Consider the following 17,520-nt stretch of genomic DNA (forward strand, 5'->3'; position numbering starts at 1 on the left):
GCTGCTCGTTCTAGCCCCCCGATATGCCCGAACGTACGTCAACGTAAGGTGTGGGCGTGCAAACGCGGTGTGGTGGCGTGAAATTTCACGCCACCTCACCGCTTTGGCACGCCCTCACGTTACGTTGACGTACGTTCGGGCATCTCGGGGCGCTAGATCGAGCAGCCGTCCGGGCCGCACACCTCTGCGTCGGCGCCATCCGCGAGAATCGTCAGCGGATGGCCCTCCTGCCAGGCTTCATTGAGTGCTTGGGCGAACGTTTCCGCAGGCTGCGCGCCGGAGATCCCGTATTTGTTGTCAATGACGAAGAATGGCACGCCTGTCACTCCGATGGCGCGGGCCTGGGCGAAGTCCGCGCGTACTTCCTCCGCGTACATATCGGTATCCAAGGCGTCGTTGATTTCGGTTGCAGAGAGGCCGGCAGCAGTTCCTGTCCGGACCAGGAATTCGCGGGCGCCGATGTCTTCCCCATGCTCAAAGTGGCCTGAGAGGAGGGCTTCCTTGACGGCGTCGGACTTGCCGTGCGCGGCCGCGAGATGGAGCAACTGATGGGCGTTGAAGCTATTCGCCACCACCAGGTTTTCAAATTTATAGTTCAGGCCCTCCCCCTTTGCCTGCTCCAGGACGTTGCCGAGCATTCCCGCCAGCTGCTCGCGGTCCATGCCCTTCCGTTCAACTAGGTAATCCAGCTCAGTGCCGTCATAGTGCTCGGGAAGAGTCGGGTCCAGCTGGTAACTGCGCCACTGCACTTCCACGGAGTCCTTGTGCGCAAAAGCGTTGAGTGCGCTCTCAAAACGACGCTTGCCAATGAAGCACCAGGGACACGCGACGTCGGAGTAGATTTCAATCTTCATACTGTCGCAAACCAAGACGGGTCAACAGATATTCCGGGAGCCCGGGACGCGTGACACTCCGGCGGCGCCCGTACTGCCCGGCACAAGGAAAGGGTAGGAGAGAACAATGTTTACAAGGAAACACTGCCTTCTCCCACCCTTTCTTCTGCTTGCTTTGAGGCTGGTTCACCGGGGCCCGGGGATCGGGCAAGTAGTGGCGGATAATCCGGTAGGAACCAACCAAACTTAGGCGGCGGTGAGAACTGGTATCTTTGCCGTTTCTTTCTCAGGGGTTTCGTGCAGGTAATTTTCGTAGGCGGAGAGGGTGAGGAAAGCCGGGAAGTCCTCGCCTAGTGCCACGGCCTCGAAGATTTCCACGGCGTCCTCGAACCTGTCGGCGTCGAAGCGTGGCATCTTCTCAAATTCCTCTTCCAGCATCTCCTTGACCCAGTCGAAGGTGATGATCTCGCCTTCGTCGGTGATCGCCTGGCTGTGAATCCACTGCCAGATTTGGGACCGGGAGATTTCAGCGGTGGCTGCGTCTTCCATGAGGTTATTCAGGGCGACGGCGCCGTGGCCGCGCAGCCAAGACTCGATGTACTGGATGCCAACCCAGATGTTGTCGCGGATACCCTGTTCAGTGATCCGTCCTTGCGTGCCCGCAACATCTAGCAGCGCACGGTCATCAAGTTCAACGTCTTCGCGTAGACGGCTAATCTGGTTCGGGTTCCAGCCCAAAACGTCGTCGAAGACTGCCATTGCCACGGGCACCAGGTCCGGGTGTGCAACCCAAGAGCCGTCAAAGCCGTCATTGGCTTCCCGGGTCTTATCCGCACGAACTTTCTCCATGGCGTTGGCGTTGGCCTCGGGATCACGGCGGTTAGGCACAAACGCCGACATGCCTCCAATGGCCATGGCACCTCGACGGTGGCAGGCCCGCACCAACTGTTCGGTATAGGCACGCATGAACGGCGCTGTCATCGTGATCTGGTTCCGGTCCGGCAGGACGAAACGCGGCCCACGGGTTCGGAAGTTCTTGATGACGGAGAACAGGTAGTCCCAGCGTCCGGCGTTCAACCCTGACGCATGATCGCGCAGTTCATAGAGGATCTCTTCCATCTCGAACGCAGCCGTGATGGTCTCGATCAAGACGGTGGCGCGGATGGTGCCCTGCGGGATACCCAGTAGGTCTTGGGCTTGAATGAAAATGTCATTCCACAGCCGGGCTTCTAGGTGGTTTTCGATCTTCGGCAGGTAAAAGTACGGGCCTTTACCCTGGGCGATGAGCCGGCGCGCATTATGGAAGAAGAACAGACCAAAATCGACGATCCCACCGGCCATCGGCTTTCCGTTGATGAGCAGGTGCTTTTCCGGCAGGTGCCAACCACGTGGACGTACCACAATGGTGGGCAGCTCACCGGCGGCCAACTTGTATTCCTTGCCTTCGGGACTGGTGAAATCGATCCGGCGTTCCAAAGCATCGATCAGGTTCACCTGGCCACGGATAACGTTGCCCCACGTGGGGGTGGAGGAGTCCTCCATATCCGCCAACCACACCTTCGCCCCTGAGTTCAAGGCGTTGATGGTCATCTTGCGGTCTACTGGTCCGGTAATCTCCACGCGGCGATCTTCCAAGCCCGGTGCGGGAGGTGCAACACGCCAGTGCGGGTCTTCACGTATGGGGGAGGTGTGGGCCAAGTAGCGAGGATCCGAGCCGCTAAGGATTTGCGTGCGGCGGGTTTTTCTAGCAGCGAGCAACTCCGTCCGGCGCGCCGTCGTGGTGCGGTTGAGGGCGGCAATGAAATCCAGAGCTTCGGGGGTCAGGATTTCTTCTTGGCGGTGGATGGGCGGTGCTGTCAATGTGATGCCATTGAACGTTATTCCGTTCAGGCTGTTTGTTGAGTTCATGGGACGTGCTCCAAGTCTGGTTCAACTGACCCGCAGAAAACGGCGAAAATTCACGATTTTGCCGTGATTTTCGGCGTTTTCTGCGGGTCAGTTGAGTGGGAGTGAGGGAAGGTTAGTGGAACTGCGCGGCTTCTGTGGAGCCTGCCAATGCGAGGGTGCCACTGTTTGGGTTCAGTGCGCTCGCCACCAGATCGAAGTAGCCTGTGCCGACTTCGCGTTGGTGCTTGGTTGCGGTGTAGCCGCGGTCTTCGGAGGCAAATTCGCGCTCCTGCAGTTCGACGTAGGAGCTCATGCCATTGCGGGCGTAACCATGGGCAAGGTCAAACATCGAGTGGTTCAGGGAATGGAAACCAGCCAGCGTGATGAACTGGAAGGTGAATCCCATGGCGCCAAGTTCGCGTTGGAACTTCGCGATGGTTTCGTCATCCAAATGCTTTTTCCAGTTGAACGACGGCGAGCAGTTGTAGGCGAGCATCTGGTCCGGGAATTCAGCCTTGACGGCTTCGGCGAACTTCTTCGCGTGTTCCAGGTCAGGGGTGCCGGTCTCCATCCAGATGAGGTCTGAAAAGGGAGCGTAAGCGCGGGCACGGGCAATGCACGGCTCAATTCCGTTGCGGACTTTATAAAAACCGTCCGCGGTGCGTTCGCCGGTTAAGAATGGTTTGTCGAGTTCGTCGACGTCGGAGGTGATGAGGGTGGCGGCCTCGGCGTCTGTGCGGGCGATGATGACGGACGGGACACCGGCGACGTCGGCTGCTAGCCGTGCGGCGTTCAACGTGCGGACATGTTGTTTGGTGGGGATGAGGACCTTGCCACCAAGGTGACCGCACTTCTTTTCGCTAGCCAGTTGATCTTCCCAGTGGACGCCTGACGCGCCGGAATCGATCATGGACTTCATCAGCTCGTAGGCGTTGAGCGGGCCGCCAAAGCCGGCTTCGGCATCGGCCACGATCGGCACCAGCCAATCTTCAACGCTCTGGATGCCCTCGGAGAACTCGATCTGGTCTGCTCGGAGCAGGGCATTGTTGATGCGACGGACTACCTTGGGTACCGAGTCCACGGGGTAGAGGGACTGGTCTGGGTAGGTGTTTCCGTTGGAATTGGCGTCGGCGGCGACCTGCCAGCCGGAAAGGTAGACAGCCTTCAGGCCGGCCTTGACCTGCTGAACCGCTTGATTGCCGGTCAGTGCACCGAGTGCGTTGGTGTAGGCGCCTGGCTCGCCGTTGCGCAGTTGATCCCAGAGTTTTTCTGAACCGCGGCGGGCCAAGGTGTGTTCTTCAGTGACCCTACCGCGGAGCTTGACGACGTCGGCTGCGCTGTAGGAGCGCGTCACGCCTTCCCAGCGGGGATTGGCAGCCCACTCGAGTTCAAGGTCGGAAGCGGCTTCGACGATTGACTTCTCCGGTGTCTTTGCGGATTCAAATGCTGCGCACATGCTGGTCGCTCCTTTGCGATTTTCAGGTCCTTCGAGGCCCTGGAAGGGTGTTCCTTCTTCGTGATTTCAACTATTCCGGGCTTTTCAGGTACTCGCTAGGGGTAATTAGTGGAAAGATTTGCACTTCTTCCCTTATGCTCAAGAAATGAACAATGCAGGATGGAATCTCACCCCGGTCCGGTCTCGGGAAATCGAAAATGCTGCCATGGGCGAAGAACTCGACGTGATCGCTCTGGGTCGGCGGGTGCGCTATCTGCGCAAAAAGCTTGGCATGACGCTGGACGATTTGAGCGCAAAGGTCGGGGCTGCGCCGTCGCAGCTTTCATTGATTGAAAACGGCAAACGCGAGCCCAAACTAACTCTGCTGACACGTCTCTCCGGAGCCCTTGGCTTGGGTCTTGATCAATTGCTTGAGGCAGAGCCGCCCAACCGCAGGGCAGCACTGGAAATTGAATTGGAACGCGCCCAACGAGGACCACTGTATGAGTCGCTGGGACTGCCCAAAGTTCGCGTCAGCTCGCGGCTTTCGATGGATATTTTGGAATCACTAGTGGGCTTGCAACATGAGCTTGAGCGGCGTCTGGACGAGCAGTCCGCCACACCGGAGGAGGCCCGGCGGGCCAATAACGAATTACGGCTGGAGATGCGCGGACGCAACAACTATTACCCGGACATTGAACGCCAGGCCCAGGACTTACTGGCTGCGGTGGGGCATGACCGCGGGCCGCTCTCACATCACGTGGCCGCAGACATTGCCGAGCACCTAGGGTTTGACCTGCATTATGTGGGGGATCTGCCTCATTCCACCCGGTCCGTGACGGATTTGAAGAATCACCGTATTTATCTCACACAAGGCCAGCGTTCCGATCACGACCCCCGTTCGGTACTGCTCCAGGCTCTGGGCCACTACGTTTTGGGTCATCAGACACCGCGGAACTATGCAGACTTTTTACGTCAGCGCGTCTATACCAACTATTTTGCTGCCTCACTTTTGATGCCTGAGCGGGCCACCGTCGACTTCCTCAAGGAGGCCAAGGCCGCCAAGGAATTGGCCATCGAGGACATTCGGGACGCTTTTGCTGTCTCCTATGAAACGGCGGCGCACCGCTTTACAAATCTGGCAACCGAACACTTGGGTATCACCACGCACTTTCAAAAAGTGCATGAGTCAGGGATTATTCACAAGGCTTATGAGAACGACGGCGTCAACTTTCCAGCCGATCACACCGGGGCCATTGAGGGACAGGCCGTGTGCCGGTTCTGGACCTCCAGAGCCGTTTTTGAGGTGCCCGATAAATTCCGTGCCTTCAATCAGTACACGGATACGGCGGTGGGTACGTACTGGTGCACCGCCCGCACGGAACGTCATTCCTCCGGGGAATACTCACTCAGCATCGGAATACCATACGCCGAGGTGAAATGGTTCCGGGGCCGGGATACTACCGAACGATCGACCTCAAAGTGTCCGGACCCGTCATGCTGCCGGCGCCCCCCAGCGGAATTGTCGGCACAGTGGGCCGGTCAAGCCTGGCCGTCAACACGAGCCAACTCACATCTGCTCGCAGCCATGCCTCAAGGAGCGTTCCCTGGCGTGGATGAGACGGAAGTTTACAAATTTCTTTCGGCCCATGCCGAACGCTGACAACAGCGCCTAATCACAAAAAACCTAACCATAAACGCCCGACAAAAAATGGGAGCACCCCTATGAAACACTCCGTCATCATGGATGTAGACACCGGCATTGACGATGCCATGGCGATTATGTTCGCCGTCAAACACCCAGACATTGACGTCAAGGCGATCAGTTGCGTCTGTGGCAACGTCAGCGTTGATAACGTCGTAAAAAATACCCTCAAAATCCTTGATGTTCTCAACGCTCCCACTATCCCGGTTGCAGCGGGCGCCGTCCGTCCGCTGATCGAAGAGGCACGCAGCGCGGCCCATGTGCATGGGGCGGGCGGGCTGGGGGATGTGAATCTGCCAGCAAGCTCACGTCAGGGGCAGCCCATCCATGCTGTTGAAATGATGCGCCACATGCTTACGGAGTCGCTCACACCGATCACGATCGTAGCTCTGGCGCCCATGACGAACCTGGCCCTATTGCTGCGCACCTACCCCGAGTGCGCTGCGAAGATCGAACGGATCTTGTTCATGGGAGGTTCGGCATCGGTGGGAAACGCCACTGCCGTGGCGGAGTTCAACGTCTGGCACGACCCTGAGGCCGCCCACATTGTTCTCAACAGCGGGGTACCCCTGACGATGTATGGTCTGGACGTGTTTAACACGGTAGGCCTGGACGCTGAGCGTGTCAGAGTTCTGGCAGCCTCGGATAAGCATATTGCGCAGGTTTTAGGCGGTTTGCTGTCCTTCCAATTCCCCGGGGAAGAAGAAGCGCAAGAGAGCAGTCGCAGGCTTATCGGCGACGCCGGGGCAGTGTGCGCCCTTGTTGCCGGTGATCTGATGGTCCGGGAGTCATTCCCCGTCCAGGTCCAGCTTGCCCAGGGGGCTAACCGGGGACAGACCATAGTGGATCGTCGCGTCCATATCGGTGAAGACACCATCCACGGAACAGCAAGCGCTTGGCCCGTGGTTGAGGTGGTACTTTCCGCCGACGTCGACAAGGTCCTGGAACTGTTTTTCACAACGCTCGGAATCACAACGCCCGGAATCAAAACGCTCGGAGCGCCTGCCGCAGGAAGCACGCTGTAAACCCCGAACCCTTGACCGCCGCCGCGATCCACAGCATGCTGGCAAGTACCCGCCAGTAACTAGCTGGCGTGTGGAAGGGGATCCCATGGATTCACAATGCCAAAGGCTACGCGGCAAGATCGCCATCGTCACGGGAGCCAGTCGCGGGATCGGACTGGCCATTGCCGAAAGGCTAGTGGCGGAGGGTGCCCGCGTCTGCCTAACAGCACGCGGCGAGGATGCGCTGGCTGATGCTGTGGCAACATTCCCAGCAGGTGCGGCCATCGGCGTTGCCGGACACGCGGATGAGGCGAACCATCGCGCACAGGTGCTGGACGCCGTCGTACGTGAATTTGGGGGGCTGGATATCCTGGTCAACAATGCCGGCATCAATCCCGCGTACGGCCCGCTGGAGTCGGCGGATCTAGATGCGGCTCGCAAGATCTTGGACGTGAACGTGCTGGCCACGCTCGCTTGGACGCAGGGGGCGCTGGGACATCGCGGACTGCATTTTCGCGAGCGGCGCGGGACGGTGGTGAACGTGTCATCGGTCAGTGCGCAGGTTCCGGCTGCTGGCATTGGTCTTTACGGCATCAGCAAGGCCGCCGTTTCCCATCTGACCCGGACCTTGGCGGCGGAACTCGCCCCGGAGATCCGGGTGAACGCCGTGGCCCCGGCTGTGGTCAAGACCAAATTTGCCAGCGCACTCTATGAAGGGCGCGAGGAACAGGTGGCCGCGAGTTACCCTCTTCAACGTTTAGGCACGCCCGACGACGTCGCCTCGGCAGTAGCGTTCCTCGCCTGCGCAGATGCTTCCTGGATCACAGGGCAGGTGTTGGTGCTCGACGGCGGCCTGCTTAACACCAGCAGTATCGGCTAAGAATTTTTCTTCCACAGTCAGGAGTCGTCCGTGCAGAGAACACATTCGTCTGGTCTGGATCCATCCGAAGTTGAGGATCTTCGCCTTCGCACCCGTGAGTTCATTCGCGGCCCCGTCATGGACGCGGAACCGCGGCCCGGACAGGCGCTGAACCTTGCGGTACGGCGCGAACTGGGGGCGGCTGCCAAGGTTGCGGGCGTTTATGCTCCGCACGTTGCCCGTGAATACGGCGGACAAGGCCTGGCCGTGGAGCAGTGGTCCGGCGTGTTTCAAGAGGCGGGCTATTCCCCGATCGGGCCAGCTGTGCTCAACTGCATGGCACCGGATGAGGGCAATATGCACATGCTCGCGTTGCTTGGAACGGAGCAACAAAAGCGTGATTATCTCCTTCCCCTGGCAGGAGGCGAGGCGACGTCCTGCTTCGCCATGTCCGAGCCCCACCCGGGGGCTGGATCTGATCCGGAGGCGCTGTCCACCACGGCGGCTCCGGCCGTGGGCGGTTGGATCATCAACGGGCACAAGCGTTTCATCAGCGGAGCCATGTTTGCCGGGTTCGTCATTGTGATGGCCCGCACCGCGGCTACGGAAAACGCTCCCGCGGGGGCCACCATGTTCCTGGTGAATATGGACACCCCCGGCGTTACGCTGGGCGCCCCCATTCACACCATGGACAGGTACCTCCCCGGCGGGCACCCGCATGTTGAGTTCGACGGCGTCAAGGTCCTGGGCTCGGCCGTCCTGGGTGAGGTGGGGCGTGCGTTCGCGCATGCGCAGCTTCGACTGGGCCCGGCCCGGCTAACTCATTGCATGCGCTGGTTGGGCTTGGCTCGGCGCGCCCATGACATCGCCATGGACAGGACCAATACCCGGAATATTTTTGGCTCGCACATTTCGGAGTTGGGCATTGCCCAGGACATGATCGCTTCTTCGGTTATTGATATTGAGAGCTCCGACGCGATCATTGCCAAGTGTGCCGCGCTACTTGCTAGTGATCCTAAGGCGGGATCAGCGCTCTCCTCGGTGGCTAAGGTGCACTGTTCGGAGGCCGTCTACCGTGTCATTGACCGCTCTTTGCAACTGTGCGGTGGGGACGGGGTCAGTGACGGGCTTCCATTGGCCCAATATCTCAACGAGGTGCGCCCCTTTAGGATCTATGACGGTTCCACGGAAACTCACAAATGGGCCATTGCACGGCGGGCCACCAAGTCTCGGCGTCAGAGTGTTGAAGCTGGAGAGCCCTTCTTGGGCTCGGTGCGATTCTATGAAGGGGGACGCTGATGAGCGGCCTGAACGAAGTCGCGCGCACACAGGCGCAGGCGGATGCGATGCCGATGGCGCCGCTGCTGATTTTGGACCGGGTGGAGGAGTTCTTGGATGCCTCCGGGCTGGGGAGCGGGCCCTTACATTGCTCCCGCATTGGTGAGGGAGCCTCGAACGTGACCTTTCGGATCAAACGGCGGGGGGTCGACGTCGTCCTGCGACGCGGACCGCGCCCGCCGCTTCCCCCCTCAACCCACGACATGGTCCGCGAAGCCCACATTCAACACATTCTGGCTCCACTCGGCATTGCTGTGCCGAAAATATTGGCCGTGTGTTCCGATCTGTTCGTGTTGGGGGTGCCGTTTTACGTGATGCAGTTCCTGGATGGGGACATCATCACTGACGCGGTGCCCGCTCACCTTGACTCCAGCCGAGAGCGGCGCGAGATCAGTGCGGCGGTGGTGGACACATTGGTAAAGCTGCATCGGGTAGATATCAGCCACGGAGAGATCGCTGGGATTGGACGGCCGGACGGATACCTGAAACGGCAAGTAGCTCGCTTTGCCTCACTGTGGGATGCGGGGGCCACCCGTGATCTCCCACAGGTCCGGCACTTGGCAAAGTGGCTGGAAGCTAACCGGCCGGACACCCAACGGTCGGCGCTGATCCACGGCGATTACCGATTGGGAAACCTGATGTTCCGTGCGCAGGGCCCGGCCCGAGTCCAGGCCGTCTTGGACTGGGAGATGGCTACGCTGGGTGACCCTTTGGCGGACTTGGGGTATCTCACCGCGACCTATGCGCAGGCGCGGACACCTGGAACCGTCATGGAACTGAGCTCCGTGACGGCACAGCCCGGATTTCTCAACCGGGAGGAACTTGCGCACAGATACAACGAGTCGTTTGGTTTGGACTTGTCCCCTTTGCCTTGGTACCAAACGTTGGCGCTGTGGAAGGCCGCTATATTCACCGAAGCGATCTATACCCGTTGGCTGCGCGGCGAGCACGGATCTTCCGGTGGACCCGGTGGACCCGGTGGACCCGGTAGCTCCGGTGCGAGTGAGGTGCGAGGCAAACCTGGCCAGGCCGACGTCGTCCATCATGAGCTCGGAGCCATGCTGGAGCACGGCGTACCGAAGCTTTTGGAAGCTGCCGCGGCCTGTGCCAAACGGCTATAAATAACAGGCGTGCACGGCACCTGCGCGGACGGAGAAGGTGTGAGCATCGGCGGGTCAACGCAGCCCTAAGATGAAGACATGACGGATTTAGACACGCGTATGGATGAGAACGAAAAAATCGACGAAAACCATGCGGAGAGCGCTCGACGCGCAGGTAAACTTGTCCGCCAGGTTCGCCGTAAAAGGGGACTGAGTCTGGCGAACTTGGCTGAAAAATCGGGGCTGAGCACTGGGCTTCTGAGCCAACTAGAACGCGGTGCCGGTAATCCGTCGTTCACCACTATCATCAAGATTTCTCAGGCACTTAATGTCCCTGCCAGCGAGTTTTTTAGCGGGCTTGATGAAGCAGGAACAGTGGTTCGTGCTGCATCGCGCCCGCTCCTCCAGCTGGCAGATAACAAGCTCGTGTATGAGCTCATGACACCAAATATGCATGGTCAAATCGGCGTGGTGAAGACCGAGCTCACTCCCGGATTCAGCAACGAGGACGCCCAGCTTTCTCACGTCGGCGAAGAATGCACGATCGTCCTTGCCGGGCGTATCTATATTTCGGTTGACGGGACGGGCTACGAGCTCGGCGCAGGAGACGCTATTACGTACAATTCGTCCCTGAACCACTGGTACAGAAATGAATCCGACGAGATCGCCAGCCTGCTTGGTGCCATGACCCCGCCGTCATTTTAGGCTCCGCGCAGTACCGTATCAACGCCAATGAAGGACTCAAAGGTTTCCAAAAGGTTTCTTTGCGCGCTCTCGATGCGCACCGTGCGCTCGCCGATTTTAGTAGTATTTTTAATCCACAAAGCCATCGAAACAAGATCCGCGGAACGTAGGTCTAAATCGAGCTGGGCTGGAACGGCGATGTTCGCGACTTGAACCTCTCCACCAGCGACCCTCTCGATGGCGAGTTGAGCTGCTTCCCGGATTAGCCGGCACGACTCATTCGGGTGGAGACTCATGGCGCTCAGACGAGAAATCGATTCCTTGGTGACCACGTGCTGTGCTCCCGGCGCAAAAGCCCGAGTCTCCTCCCAGGTCAAGGAGTCGCCGGTCACGAGTGCGATCGGCACACCAAAATGTTGCGCGAACAGTGCATTGATTCCGCTCTCGCCCACCAACGTCCCGTTGATGCGCGCAGCGGAGAACACTTGTGGGTTGAAGCTATGGCTCATATTGGACACCGGGCCGGAAATGGAGCCGTGATATCCCACAAAGAAAATAGCGTCAAAACTCTCGTCGAGTCCCTGCATCATAAAATGCGGCTTTTGCTTCCCGGCGATGTACTGCGCACCACCTGCAACGGCCCGGGGATCCAGGTTTGCCATCCGTCCATGGGAGTCATTTATCACGATCTCCGTTGCGCCTCCGGCCAGGGCACCTTCAATGGCGGCGTTCACTTCATCCTGCAACAGTGCACAGGCAAGGGGGTAGTCATGCCCGCCGGGACGGCACTGGTCCCAGTCGACCACGCCTGCCACGCCTTCCATATCGAAAGATATCCAAACCTTCATGACGCCTCTTTCTTTTGCGAGTGCTAGCAACCAGCACTCTTGACTCCATCGTGGTGTCCTCTACGGACGGGTGTTACTGAGCACCATCTCTTTGCAGGATTGTGGAAAATATTGGTAGTTCGCCAGCACGCAAGCACGCGCTCGAGTGCAAACCGACAACGGTGCCGGCTATGTTTTGCAACGTCGGATCTACTTTCCTGCACTGATCCTGGGCGAACGTGCACCGCGGACTAAACCGGCATCCCGGGGGAATGTCGATGGGGCTTGGCGGATCACCATGCACCACAAACTGCTGGTTGACACTCTCTGCGCTCATGCGCGGAATCGAGGCAATTAGAGCGCGCGTATACGGATGGCGCGGGTTTTTAAAGAGTTCCGCGGTCTCGGCAACTTCAACGATGCGGCCAAGGTACATGACAGCGACCCGCTGGCTGAGGTGTTGAACGACCGCTAAATTGTGGGCGATGAAAAGGATGCTCAATCCGAGTTCTTTTTGCAAAGACTCGAAAAGATCCAAGATGGTTGCTTGGACGGAAACATCCAGCGCCGAAACGGGTTCGTCCGCGATCAGTACGTCAGGCCGGACCGCAAGCGCCCGGGCGATCGCAATGCGCTGGCGCTGCCCACCCGAGAACTGGCTGGGATAGGCGGTGAGGGCATCCTCATCCATGCCTACTCGGTTCAGGATCCTAATACTTTCGTCACGCACCTGATCCCGCGGAACTATCTGGTGCAGTAGCAAGAGCTCCTTAAGCATTGATCCGACACTGATCCGTGGGTTCAAGGACGAGTAAGGGTCCTGGAACACCATTTGGATCCGTCGGCTTAGCTCCTTGTCCCGGTGGGCGGGCATCGGTGCACCATTGTAGGAAATGATGCCAGAAGAAGCGCCAATGCTGCCCACCAGCGTCTTTCCCAAAGTGGACTTGCCCGACCCTGACTCACCGACAAGGGCGAGAGTTTCCCCACGCCGCAGCTCAAGGTCCACTCCAGCTAGGGCGGTCAGCTCGGATCTACGGCCCGAGCCCTTCATGAATCGTTGCAAGACTGAGCTGCTCAGGCGGTATGTTTTCCTGATGTCGCTCATACCGAGAATCGCGGTGTCTACGTCAGGCTGATTCATACGAGGACTCCTGGGAATATTTCTTCAGTATGAAGACATGCAGAGTTCCGCCCCGGTTCCACGGGCAAAAGCCGAGGTTGAAGCGATGTGCAATCCGCTTGCGCATAGCGGCAGCGTGGAGCGAACTCACAACCCGGTGGGCGGTCCGCCAGATTTGGTGGGAAACCTGGAATGGGGATAAGTTCGCGCTCCGGTTGATCAAAATCTGGAGCGGAGGTGAGAAGCCCCTGGGTGTAGGGATGCCGAGGATCCTTGAAAACATCTTTCACTGGCCCGGTCTCCACAATCCGGCCCGCGTACATCACGGCCAGCTTTGAACATGTCTGGTTCACCACGGCAAGGTCGTGCGTGACAAAAACCAGAGAAGCGCCAAAGTCCTCGCACAGTTCTTCGAGCTGACGCAGCACCTGGTGCTGAACCGTCACATCGAGTGCAGTTGTTGGTTCGTCACAGAGCAAAAGCTTGGGGCGGCAAGATAACGCCATGGCAATCATGACGCGTTGACGCAGGCCACCGGAAAGCTGGTGCGGATAGGCCTTTGCGCGCTGCTTTGGGTCCGGAATTCCCGTCCTCGCCATCATCGAAACGGCTAAATCCATGGCCGCAGAGCGTGATAGTCCGAGGTACCGGCGCGGTCCCTCTGCGATTTGTTCACCGACGCGCATCACCGGGTTTAGGGCTGTCATCGGCTCTTGGAATACCATCGCGATTTCAGGGCCCATGAGCCGACGTCGCTTTTCGTTTTGCAGCCCGATGAGTTCCTGGCCCTTATATAGGATGCTTCCGGAGGATACGGTGACTCCGCCGGGAAGAAGGTTTGCGATGCTGCGCAGGGTCATCGACTTTCCTGATCCAGACTCACCAACCAACCCGAAACGTTCACCGGCCTCCACCGAGAAACTCACGCCTTCGACGATCTTGGTGCGCGCTTTGCTACCCATGACGCTGATCGAAAGGTCAGTCACTTCAAGCAATGGTGTTGACATTAGTTATTTCCGCCTTTCGGGGCTCAGTTGCTCGGACAGGCCGTCTCCTAGCCAGGAGACACCGAGGCTTGTGACAACAACCAGCAAACCTGGAAGCGTCGCTTGGAGCCAGTGGCTGGTGATGAACTCCTGGCCGTCCAAGATCATGCTTCCCCACTCCGCCGTCGGAGGTGCGATTCCCAGGCCAAGGTAACCGAGGGTCACGACTCCCATGATGTTCATGACGATGTCGCTCATGCCATAAATGATGGACTGCGAGAGCACGTTAGGACCGATGTGCCGGAAAAGTACCCGGGCGTGGGACATTCCGCTTAAGCGCGCCCCGACGACATAGTCCAATTCCTTGGCGACAATCACCTCGCCACGGACGATCTTTGTATAGGCCACCCAACTCACGGCAGCGATTGCGAGATAGATGCTGGCTTCTCCTGAGCCAAGAATGAAGACCAATACGATCACCATAACCAGGAACGGGAACGCGAAAAAGACGTCGACGATGCGCATTACCAACGTGTCAAACCAGCCACCGAAGTACCCGGCGAGTGCGCCAAGAATTGATCCGAAGACAAAGGGAATGATGACAGATAGGAACCCGATGCGCAGGTCAACCCGGGTACCCCACAACAACCGGGTGAGAATATCTCTGCCGTACTTGTCGGTACCAAACCAATGCGCCGCGCTCGGGTCTTGGAGAGCATGGCGCAGGTCTTGCTGAATCGGATCGTACGGCGTCAGAATCGGGGCGAAAACGGCCACGAAAATGAGCAGCCCAATGACTATCATTCCGGCCACAAGGGAAGTATTGGTGTACCACGGCTTCAGCGCACGGGAGCGCTTTTTTGCCGAGCGACGCAGGCCTCGATTATTGGCAGGAACGGGGATGGTTCGCGTCATGAGCGCACACTTCCGGTGAGATTAACGCGGGGATCCAGCAGTGTGTATGTCAGATCAGTAAGAATTCCCACGCCAACGACGAACAGTCCTACGAAGAGTGTGACGGCCTGGATGGTGGGGAAGTCACGCGTGAAAATTGAATTCAGCATGAGTGAGCCAAGCCCCGGAATCGCGAATACCTTTTCGATGACGATCGATCCGCCGACCAGGTAACCCATGGTGACACCAATGACCGAGACTGTGGGGATGGCCGCGTTACGCAACACATGGTGACGAAAGAGCGTCACACCAGCTGATCCCTTTGAGCGGGCCGTGGCTACGTATTCTGAGCCCAGAACATCGATGGTCGATGAGCGCAGGCTACGAATTATTGTTGGGGTCAAAGCGATACCCAAGGTCAAGGCCGGAAGAAACAGATAATACAGGTGCTCCAACGCAGTGTTCCCATAGCCTCCCACCGGAAAAAGGCGAAGGTTCACCGCCAAGATCAGTATCAGCATGATCCCCACCCAGAACTGGGGCATTCCCTGGCCGATCAAGGTGTAAATACGAACGACGATGTCGCGCCCGCGGTTTGGTGCGGTTGCGGCAATCGCAGCGAGCGGGATCGCGATGATGAGTGCAAGTGTCAGAGAATAGGCCACCAGCGAGAGAGTCACGGGAATCGCTGCGAGCACGATCTCCACAACGGGACGCTGATACGTGAAGCTGGTGCCGAGATCGCCCTGAAAAAGGTGTGAGACGAAGAGGCCGTATTGGTTCCAGATCGGTTGATCCAAACCCAGCTGGGTTCGGAGCGCTGCAATGGTGGCAGGCGTGGCCTTATCGCCAAGAATCGCGGTTGCAGGATCACCGGGGAGTAGATGAGCCATGAGAAAAACTACAAGGGTAACGCCGAAAACAACTGGGATCGCTTGAATGAGCCGGACCGGGATGAAACTCAACCGTTGAAGCAACTTTGCCTCCTTTCACGGATTTTTGCGCTGCCGCAAAGTGGAGTGCCTAACGATGCTTCGGGTCTGCGCTTTTCAGCGCAGACCCGTGCAACTACTTCGTCTTGTAAACGTCCTCTAGGTGATAGTTGCCAAGCGGCGTCACTAAGAAGTCCTTCACGGTGTCCCGCATGGCGTATCCATAGGGGGAGTAGTAGAGGTACGCGAGGAATGCGTCGTCGCCCGTCTTCTGCTGAAGTTGCTTGTAGAGGTCAGCGCGGACCTTGGGGTCAGTTTCGCGCTGGGCATCCCTGTTCAACTTGATAACGTCGGGATTTTCGTAGCTCGTGTAGTCTGACTTCGCTCCACCGGCTGGGTCTACAGCAAAAGTTGTCCACTGGTCAGGGTCTGGAATGTCCATGGTCCAACCGGTCAGCGTCATGTCGTAGTCACCGGCATTGATTGCGGCGCGGCCAGCAGTCGGGTCCAAGGGGGTGATCTCGACGTCGATCCCAATCTCTTTGAGTTCTGATTGGATAATCTGTGCGTTCGAGGCTTTCTCGGTGTTACCCGAGGAGATCAGAAGCTTAGTCGAGAACCCCTTGGGTACCGATGACTTGGCCATTTCTGCTTTTGCCTTGTCGAGGTCCAATGATGGGCCTTTGACGTCCTTGTCGTAGTAAGGCGTGCCGGGTGACAGCAGAGAATTGGCCGGGGTACCGTGACCGAAAAGAACCGCATCCACTAGTGCTTGGCGATCGATCGCGTAAGCAATTGCGCGGCGAACATGTACATCGGCAAACGGCTTGCGAAGTTGGTTGAATGCGACATGATCGATTGCGGTTGACTCGAAGGCCTTCGTGGCGATTCCAGGGGTTTTCCCCAGACTGTCAAAGCTGGACCAATCTGGAGCTTCCACAATGTCTGCCTGTGAGCCTTGCAGCTGAAGCTTGCGCGTGTTCACGTCAGGAACAACATTCCAGGTAACGCTGTCAAGATAGGGCTTACCGGCTTGCCAGTAGTTCTTGTTCTTCGCAAAAGTCAGAGTCTGACCCTTTTTCCAGGTGTCGAAAACGAACGGACCAGTGCCAACGGGAGCCTGGTAGAACTCATCGGCAGTTTTGCCGCCGTAGTTGTTCGGGACGATCGCGTTGCTGAACATCGCCAGGTCCGCGATGAGAGGGGTCCACGGATAGTTCGCAGTGACCTTTATGGTGGTGTCATCCACGACCGCAACGTCCTTGATTGCCGCATTGATGTAACCCCAGCCACCAGAGGATGCCGTCTTGGTGTCCTGATCGATGGAGAATTTCACGTCCGCGGCGGTCATGGGAGCACCAGAGGAGAAGTGGACGTCATCGCGTAGCTTGATGGTGTAGCTCAGCTGGTCTGCTGAAACCTCGTAGCTCTTGGCGAGCCAAGGCTTGGCGTCTTTACCATCATTGCTGACGGTGAACAGCGGTTCCATGATTTGCTGTGCGGTGAAAATTGAGGGGTTGTCGTGGACAGTGGTGAGATTCAAGGAGGTGGCGCCGGCCGCCTGGGTGATGACGAGGTCGCCACCGGCAGCCGGAGTTCCACCAGCGCCATCGCCGCCTGACTGTGAAGTCGCTCCGGGGGCGCAACCGGAGAGTGCGAGGCTGCTCGCAGCAAACAGAACGAGTGGGAGGTAGAGGTGATTTCGTTTCATCGGTGGTCTCAATCCTTCGCCTGCACAACACTGTGCAGATTGAATCAAAAATTATTGATATTATCGAGTGAAAATCTACATCTAATATTGAACGCAATCAACAGTTAAGTGAAAAATTTCCGTTATATTTTGCTCAAGTGCTGGTCCGCAGCCCGGAGTCGTGTACCTTTTTCCGTGCTTGCCCCTAGCTGGAGCCTTACCT

The 17,520-nt window shown here is 58.1% G+C and carries 15 protein-coding genes; 6 read left to right on the forward strand and 9 right to left on the reverse strand.

The genetic code is table 11. The annotated features are described in order from the left end of the window. Window positions 1-152: 152 nt before the first annotated feature. The 3 genes from LOH53_RS04655 to aceA form a co-directional block, all read right to left on the reverse strand. Complete coding sequence (locus tag LOH53_RS04655) at window positions 153-854, reverse strand: DsbA family oxidoreductase (protein ID WP_230066568.1); 702 nt, start codon at window positions 852-854, stop codon at window positions 153-155. Between the two features lie 225 nt (window positions 855-1,079). Next, window positions 1,080-2,741 carry a malate synthase A gene (aceB, locus tag LOH53_RS04660; RefSeq protein ID WP_230066569.1) on the reverse strand — a complete coding sequence of 554 codons (1,662 nt, stop codon included), beginning with the start codon at window positions 2,739-2,741 and terminating at the stop codon, window positions 1,080-1,082. 112 nt (window positions 2,742-2,853) lie between these two features. Then, window positions 2,854-4,176: an isocitrate lyase gene (gene aceA / locus LOH53_RS04665; protein ID WP_230066570.1), complete on the reverse strand. Its 1,323-nt coding sequence runs from the start codon at window positions 4,174-4,176 to the stop codon at window positions 2,854-2,856. Between the two features lie 205 nt (window positions 4,177-4,381). On the opposite strand from aceA, the gene LOH53_RS04670 reads away from it, so the two are divergent. The 6 genes from LOH53_RS04670 (at window position 4,382) to LOH53_RS04695 (ending at window position 10,866) form a co-directional block, all read left to right on the forward strand. Then, window positions 4,382-5,818: a helix-turn-helix domain-containing protein gene (locus LOH53_RS04670; RefSeq protein ID WP_376991483.1), complete on the forward strand. Its 1,437-nt coding sequence runs from the start codon at window positions 4,382-4,384 to the stop codon at window positions 5,816-5,818. Between the two features lie 62 nt (window positions 5,819-5,880). Next, window positions 5,881-6,885 carry a nucleoside hydrolase gene (locus LOH53_RS04675; RefSeq protein WP_230066572.1) on the forward strand — a complete coding sequence of 335 codons (1,005 nt, stop codon included), beginning with the start codon at window positions 5,881-5,883 and terminating at the stop codon, window positions 6,883-6,885. Between the two features lie 85 nt (window positions 6,886-6,970). Then, window positions 6,971-7,744, forward strand: a complete 774-nt coding sequence (locus LOH53_RS04680) for an SDR family oxidoreductase (RefSeq protein ID WP_230066573.1) — start codon at window positions 6,971-6,973, stop codon at window positions 7,742-7,744. Window positions 7,745-7,774: 30 nt separating this feature from the next. Beyond that, window positions 7,775-9,022: an acyl-CoA dehydrogenase family protein gene (locus LOH53_RS04685; protein ID WP_230066574.1), complete on the forward strand. Its 1,248-nt coding sequence runs from the start codon at window positions 7,775-7,777 to the stop codon at window positions 9,020-9,022. Continuing rightward, a complete protein-coding gene (locus LOH53_RS04690; protein WP_230066575.1) occupies window positions 9,022-10,182 on the forward strand; it encodes a phosphotransferase family protein in 1,161 nt (386 codons plus the stop codon). The genes LOH53_RS04685 and LOH53_RS04690 overlap by 1 nt, the downstream gene beginning before the upstream one ends. A gap of 78 nt (window positions 10,183-10,260) precedes the next feature. Next, window positions 10,261-10,866, forward strand: a complete 606-nt coding sequence (locus tag LOH53_RS04695; protein ID WP_230066576.1) for a helix-turn-helix domain-containing protein — start codon at window positions 10,261-10,263, stop codon at window positions 10,864-10,866. Here LOH53_RS04695 and LOH53_RS04700 read toward each other — a convergent pair. The 6 genes from LOH53_RS04700 to LOH53_RS04725 form a co-directional block, all read right to left on the reverse strand. Continuing rightward, the gene (locus tag LOH53_RS04700) at window positions 10,863-11,693 is read right to left on the reverse strand and encodes a M55 family metallopeptidase (RefSeq protein WP_230066577.1); all 831 of its coding nucleotides are present in this window, start codon (window positions 11,691-11,693) and stop codon (window positions 10,863-10,865) included. The genes LOH53_RS04695 and LOH53_RS04700 overlap by 4 nt on opposite strands. Before the next feature lie 73 nt (window positions 11,694-11,766). Beyond that, entirely contained in the window at window positions 11,767-12,816 is a 1,050-nt protein-coding gene (locus LOH53_RS04705; RefSeq protein WP_230066578.1) for an oligopeptide/dipeptide ABC transporter ATP-binding protein, read from the reverse strand. Next, window positions 12,813-13,802 carry an ABC transporter ATP-binding protein gene (locus tag LOH53_RS04710; protein WP_230066579.1) on the reverse strand — a complete coding sequence of 330 codons (990 nt, stop codon included), beginning with the start codon at window positions 13,800-13,802 and terminating at the stop codon, window positions 12,813-12,815. The genes LOH53_RS04705 and LOH53_RS04710 overlap by 4 nt, the downstream gene beginning before the upstream one ends. 3 nt (window positions 13,803-13,805) lie before the next feature. Continuing rightward, window positions 13,806-14,696 (reverse strand): ABC transporter permease, encoded by an 891-nt coding sequence (locus tag LOH53_RS04715; RefSeq protein ID WP_230066580.1) that lies wholly within the window; start codon window positions 14,694-14,696, stop codon window positions 13,806-13,808. Next, the gene (locus LOH53_RS04720) at window positions 14,693-15,652 is read right to left on the reverse strand and encodes an ABC transporter permease (RefSeq protein ID WP_230066581.1); all 960 of its coding nucleotides are present in this window, start codon (window positions 15,650-15,652) and stop codon (window positions 14,693-14,695) included. Before LOH53_RS04720 ends, LOH53_RS04715 begins: the two co-directional genes overlap by 4 nt. A 91-nt stretch (window positions 15,653-15,743) precedes the next feature. Beyond that, complete coding sequence (locus LOH53_RS04725) at window positions 15,744-17,318, reverse strand: ABC transporter substrate-binding protein (RefSeq protein ID WP_230066582.1); 1,575 nt, start codon at window positions 17,316-17,318, stop codon at window positions 15,744-15,746. Window positions 17,319-17,520 lie beyond the last annotated feature (202 nt).

It is taken from the genome of Arthrobacter cryoconiti, from assembly GCF_020905375.1.
Lineage (GTDB): Bacteria > Actinomycetota > Actinomycetes > Actinomycetales > Micrococcaceae > Specibacter > Specibacter cryoconiti.